Source organism: Actinomycetota bacterium (genome assembly GCA_030776725.1).
Lineage (GTDB): Bacteria > Actinomycetota > Nitriliruptoria > Nitriliruptorales > JAHWKO01 > JAHWKW01.
In genome coordinates this window covers 1-5,365 of the sequence record JALYHG010000171.1, presented here as the reverse complement: position 1 = coordinate 5,365, position 5,365 = coordinate 1, and the positions used below count along the sequence as shown (strand labels likewise).

The 5,365-nt window shown below is 69.3% G+C and carries 6 protein-coding genes; all 6 read right to left on the bottom strand.

What is annotated here, in order from left to right:
• A partial coding sequence (locus M3N57_07985) for a glycine/betaine ABC transporter substrate-binding protein (protein ID MDP9022623.1) occupies positions 1-923 on the bottom strand: 923 nt, incomplete at its 3' end.
• A 54-nt stretch (positions 924-977) separates the two neighbouring features.
• The gene (locus M3N57_07980; GenBank protein MDP9022622.1) at positions 978-1,706 is read right to left on the bottom strand and encodes an ABC transporter permease; all 729 of its coding nucleotides are present in this window, start codon (positions 1,704-1,706) and stop codon (positions 978-980) included.
• Positions 1,703-2,890 carry a betaine/proline/choline family ABC transporter ATP-binding protein gene (locus M3N57_07975; protein ID MDP9022621.1) on the bottom strand — a complete coding sequence of 396 codons (1,188 nt, stop codon included), beginning with the start codon at positions 2,888-2,890 and terminating at the stop codon, positions 1,703-1,705. Before M3N57_07975 ends, M3N57_07980 begins: the two co-directional genes overlap by 4 nt.
• Positions 2,887-3,453 (bottom strand): ABC transporter permease subunit, encoded by a 567-nt coding sequence (locus M3N57_07970; GenBank protein ID MDP9022620.1) that lies wholly within the window; start codon positions 3,451-3,453, stop codon positions 2,887-2,889. The genes M3N57_07975 and M3N57_07970 overlap by 4 nt, the downstream gene beginning before the upstream one ends.
• 167 nt (positions 3,454-3,620) lie before the next feature.
• Complete coding sequence (locus tag M3N57_07965; GenBank protein MDP9022619.1) at positions 3,621-4,946, bottom strand: FAD-binding oxidoreductase; 1,326 nt, start codon at positions 4,944-4,946, stop codon at positions 3,621-3,623.
• Between the two features lie 18 nt (positions 4,947-4,964).
• Positions 4,965-5,365 (bottom strand): sarcosine oxidase (locus tag M3N57_07960; protein ID MDP9022618.1); only part of this gene is annotated, 401 nt, incomplete at its 5' end.

The window sequence follows — 5,365 nt, the reverse complement described above, 5'->3', positions numbered from 1 at the left end:
ACGACTTCCTCTCCCCTGCCCCCCACGTCGACCTGGGCGTTCATCTCGATCATCGTGTCGTTGTCGAGGGCCTTGATGATCGGAGCGAACAGCTTGTCGTACTCGTCCGCGTGGGCGCGGTAGGTCTCATCGCGCATCGTCACCGAGACGTTGTACTTGGCGAAGAAGTTCTTGTCGTCCTCCAGCACATAGAGGTTCTCGGTGCGGATGCGCCCGTCGGTGGTGAAGATCTCCCCGAAGGTGCAGGGCCCGCCGACACTCGTGTAGATCAGGCCGTAGTCCAGGGCGTGGATCTTCGAGTCGGGGAATTCGAAGCCGTAGGTCTTCTCGACCCCCGGCAGGCCGTCGACCCGGCCGAGGAACTCCGAGGCGGCGCACAGGCTCATCTGGCTCTGCGGCACCGTGGAGATGTCCGAGATCTTCCGGACCCCCATCTTCTTGGCGTCTTGCTCCTTCAAGGCGAACCCGTAGGAGTTGTTCACGTCGGTGGGTGGGAACCACCAGATGCCATTGGCCTTCAGGTCCTCGTCGTGAACCGCCTTCCACTGCTTGCGCGGGTCGGGGATCGGGTTCACGTGGCCGAGGTGGGTGATCCAGCCGGTCCCGGTGTACTCCCAGTACAGGTCAATCTGGCCGGTCTTCAGGGACTCGCGTACGAGCGTCGTGCCGACCAGCCCCGTCTGATCGCTCACCTTGGCGCCGGCCGCGGCCAGGGCCTGGCCGGCGATCTGGCCGAGGATGAGCTGCTCGGTGAACTCCTTCGACCCGATCGTCAGCGACACGTCCGACAGGTCCACGCCCGAGATGGCCGAGCCCGTGTCCGAGGCGGGGAACGTCGTGATGGCGAGACAGCCCGACGTGAGCATGGCCACCGCCACGGTGAGCAGCCGCCGGTACAGCGTGGACGCCGCCTTGCGTGCCATCGTCTCCCCCTTGCGCGCTTGCGCGCCCGTCCCCGCAGACCACCCTACCCGGCTCTATCGCAGGCCGCTCGGTCGCAGATAGTCCTCGGCGATCCCACCCAGCCAGTCCACAAACAGGGCGAGCACCATCGCCAGGATGGACCCGGTGAACAGGATGGTCGTCCGCCCCAGCGTCAGGCCCGAGTTGATCACGTCGCCGAGCCCGCCCCCGTCGGTGAAGGTCGCCAGCGTGGCCGTCCCGACCAGCAGGATCAGCGCCGTGCGCACGCCGGCGAGCACCACCGGCACCGCCAGCGGCATCTCGACCTGACGGAAGACCTGCCGCTTGGACATGCCCATGCCCCGGCCCGACTCGATGACGAACGGGTCCACCTGCTGCAGGCCGACGATGGTGTTGGCCAGCACCGGCAGGGTCGCGTAGATCACGAGCGCGATCACCGCGTACAGGAACCCGAGCGCCTGGAAGACGACCGCGAAGAAGACGATGACGCCGATCGACGGGATCGCCAGCCCGAGGCCGGCGACCCAGGAGACGGGCCCGACGAGCCTCCTCGCCATGGGCCGCGTGAGGAAGATGCCGAGCGGCACGGCGATGAGCAGCACCACCAGCAGGGAGACACCGACGAGCGCCAGGTGGCTGACGAAGGCGGACCACAGGTGGTTGAAGGTCAGCTGGGGCTGCTCGATCGGGTCGAGCTGGATGGACGCGATGTAGCCGAAGTGCACGGCCAGCACGGCCGCGACGAACAGCGGGATGCCCCACCACCGCACCGAGGCCCTCACGACGAGGACTCCGCGGCCTCCTGCATCTGCCCGATCGCCCTGACCAGAGCGGACGTGTCGACGGCCGCCTCGTACACACCGTCGCTGTTGACGACCGCGGCCGCCCCGAACCGCGACTCCAGCATCTCGTTCAAGGCGCTGGCCAGTGTCGTGTCCGGCTGCACGAGCGCCTCGGCGGGGACGCCGAGGTCCTGGAGGGACCCGCCGCCGTTCTCGAGCTCGTGCCGGCGCACCCAGCGCTGCGGCCGGTTGCGGTTGTCGAGCAGCAGCACCGTGTCGTGCCCGGAGTCGCGCAGCCGGTCGAGGACGGTCGAGCGGTCGTCGTCGACAGAGGCGGTCGGCCAGTCGGTCAGCTCGGCGTCGCGGACCGTCGCCAGGTTCAGCCGCTTGAGCGACTTGCCGCCGCCGATGAAGTCGGCCACGAAGTCGTCCGCCGGGGCGGACAGGATGTTCTCCGGAGTGCCGTACTGCGCGATCTGCGACTTCTGGCGCAGGATCGCGATGCGGGTGCCCATCTTGATCGCCTCATCGATGTCGTGCGTGACGAACACCGTGGTCTTCTGGACTCGGCGTTGCAGGTCCAGGAACTCGTCCTGCAGCCGCACGCGGGTGATCGGGTCGGTCGCGCCGAAGGGCTCGTCCATGAGCATGACGGGGGGGTCGCCGCCGAGCGCCCGCGCCACCCCGACGCGCTGCTGCTGACCGCCGGACAGCTCCTTGGGGAAGCGATTAGCGTACTCGGAGGGGTCGAGCCCCACGACCTCGATGAGCTCGTTGGCGCGCTCGCGGACCCTGTCCTCGTCCCACTTGAGCAGGCGGGGCACCGTGGCCACGTTGTCGAAGATCGTCATATGGGGGAACAGCCCGATCTGCTGGATGACGTAGCCCATGCGCCGGCGCAGGTCGTCGGGGTCGGCCTGGGTGACGTCCTCCCCCTCGAAGAAGATGCGACCGGACGTGGGCTCGATGATGCGGTTGATCATCTTCAGCGTCGTGGTCTTGCCGCAGCCGGAGGGGCCGACGAGCACGACCGTGTCCCCTCTCGGGATGCTCATCGACAGCCCTTCGACGGCGACCGTGCCGTCCGGGTACTGCTTGCCGAGCTCCTCGAGACGGATCAGCTCCTCGCCGGCCTCGTCGTCCCGTGGCTGCCCGCTGTGCTCCTGTGCCTCGGTCGTGCTCATTTCATTCCCCTGGGTGTGGTGGCCTTCGTGAGACCGGCGAAGCCGGCGTCGACGATGATCGCGATGAGCACGATGCCCAGCGTCCCGACAATGACCTCGGGAATCGCGATGGGGGTTCCCACCCGCGCGAGCGCGTCCATGATGAGATTGCCCAGCCCGGGGCCGTTGACGATCGCGGCGATCGCGGCGATCCCGATGAGCAGCTTGGCCGACACCCGGATGCCCGTCAGGACGACCGGCCAGGCCAGGGGCAGCTCGATACGCCGCAGCTGCTGCAGGCGGCTCATGCCCATGCCCTTGGCGGACTCCACGACCGCGTCGTCGACCTCGTTGAGTCCCACCACGGTGTTGCGGACGACGGGCAGCAGGCTGTAGAGGGTCAACGCGACGAGCGGCGGCAGGACCCCCAGGCCGAGCACGCCGAGCAGCACCGCGTACAGCGCGAACGACGGGACGGTCAGGATCAGGCTCGTGCTGCGGGTCGCCAGGTTGCTGGCCCAGGCGCTGCGGTAGGTCAGCAGGGCGATCGACATGGCGATGACGGTGCCGATCAGCAGGGACACGCCGACGATGTACAGGTGCTCGAAGCTGAGCCGGATGATCTCACCGGAGTTGCCCTTCAGGTACATCCACGGACTCATCTACCGCCCTTCGTCGAGCCATCCCTGCGTCGCCCCGGCCGCCAGTTCGATCCAGTTCGATCATGGGGTCGTTGTCAAGTCCGTGATCCTCAGCTCCAGGGGAAGGGGCTGCTGGAGGTGGGGTGCAGCGCCCCCTCGGCGTAGCGGGAGAAGCGGAACGGGTGCAGCACCTCGCTCTTCTCCCCGGTCAGTACCCGGGCGACCTCCTTGCCGACGCCGATCATCTTATAGCCGTGGTTGGAGTCGGCGATGACATAGGTGTTCGGCAGCATGTAGTCGAACACGGGGAAGCTGTCGGCGGTGAACGCGCCGATGCCGCCGGTGGGCGCGTCGTGGTACCGCCCGCTGCAGCCCTCGAAACGCCCCAGGCAGTGGGCGAGCCCCGCCGTCCAGTAGTCGATGAAGTCGTCGTCGACGGTGTAGTGGGGGCTGGCCGGCCCGTAGGGGTCCACGTGGGCCCGCGGCCCGATCCTCTCGGGGACGGCCCCTCCCTGGACGCCGTGGCGGTCGCGCTTGAAGTACACGCCCCAGTGCCCGCCGGTGATGAGGTGGCCGTCGCGGTCGGAGCGCAGCGGCTCCGTCGAGTCGACGTGCAGCACCGGCGCCTCCGCGCCGTCGTCGGTGACGAAGGTCCGGGGGTCGACACGGACCTCGCCTTCCTGCAGGCGCCAGTAGGTCCACATGTCCACGCCCGTGTGCAACTCGCCGCCGGGTGACTCGCGGACGTCGATCGTCTCGGGCAGCCCGAGCATGTCCCACAGGTGGGGCGCCCACGGGCCCGCGGCCACGACGAGCTGGTCGACGGCGACGTCGCCCTGGGGCGTCCGCACGGTCTCGACGCCGTCGCCGCCGATGTCGAAGCCGGTGACCTCGACGCCGGCCAGCACCCGCACGCCCTCGGCCTCGGCCTTGTGGGCCAGGCCGAGCATCGACTCGCGGTTGAACCCGAACCCGCCGCGGTGCTCGTGCAGGACGGCGGTCAGGCCGCGCGCCTGCCAGTCGCCGAACAGGCCCCGCATGTACTCGAAGGCCTCGCGCTCGCCGCGGACCAGGGTGGCGTCGTAGCCGGTGGCCATGTGGCGCTCGTGGATGGCCTCCAGGTCCGCGGCCTGGATCTCGGGGGCGGCGGCGAGGTAGCCCACCGGGTGGTAGGCCAGCCCCTCGGGGTCGGACTCCCACACGTCGACGCTGACGCGCATGACCTCGCCCATGGCCGGCTGGTAGTAGAAGTTGCGCACCACCCCGCAGGCGATGCCACTGGCGCCGGCCGCGATCGACGTCTTGTCGACCACGACCACGTCCTCGCCCGAGCCCCGGCCGCTGGCCCGCAGCCGCCTGGCTAGGTGCCAGGCGGTGCTCAGGCCGTGGACGCCGGCGCCGACGATCAGGTACGGAACGTGCCGCGGAAGCTGCATGGGTCTGCCTCTCTGTCCTCAGGGGCGGAAGCCGTCCACGTCGACGCCGAATTCCTCCCCGGCGTCGACGAGCGCGTCGAACAGGAACTGGCCGGTGGACCGCTCGCAGCCCAGCAGGTACGACCGCCGGCCCTCGATGTCGTCGCGCACCACGTCGGTGACGACCCCGGCCACGGACGACCGGAACGCCGCGCCGTCGGGCGTGACCTCGTCGCCCAGGTCGATGGCGCAGACCTTCGACAGAAGGCTGGCGGCGTCGACCCCGGTGAGGCGCAGGAGCGCGCGTCCGTGGGTCAGGTCGACGATGCTGACCGGCCCGTCGTCCCCGCCCGTCTCGATCCGTAGGGCCACGTCGCCGGCCGTCGCGGGCGGGGCGAGCAGGTACCACTCCCCCGGGGCCGATCCGACGACGAGCGCAC

Excerpts from the sequence above, each read along its gene's own strand:
- M3N57_07965 (MDP9022619.1), bottom strand. The coding sequence starts at position 4,946 with ATGCAGCTTCCGCGGCACGTTCCGTACCTGATCGTCGGCGCCGGCGTC.
- M3N57_07975 (MDP9022621.1), bottom strand. The coding sequence starts at position 2,890 with ATGAGCACGACCGAGGCACAGGAGCACAGCGGGCAGCCACGGGACGAC.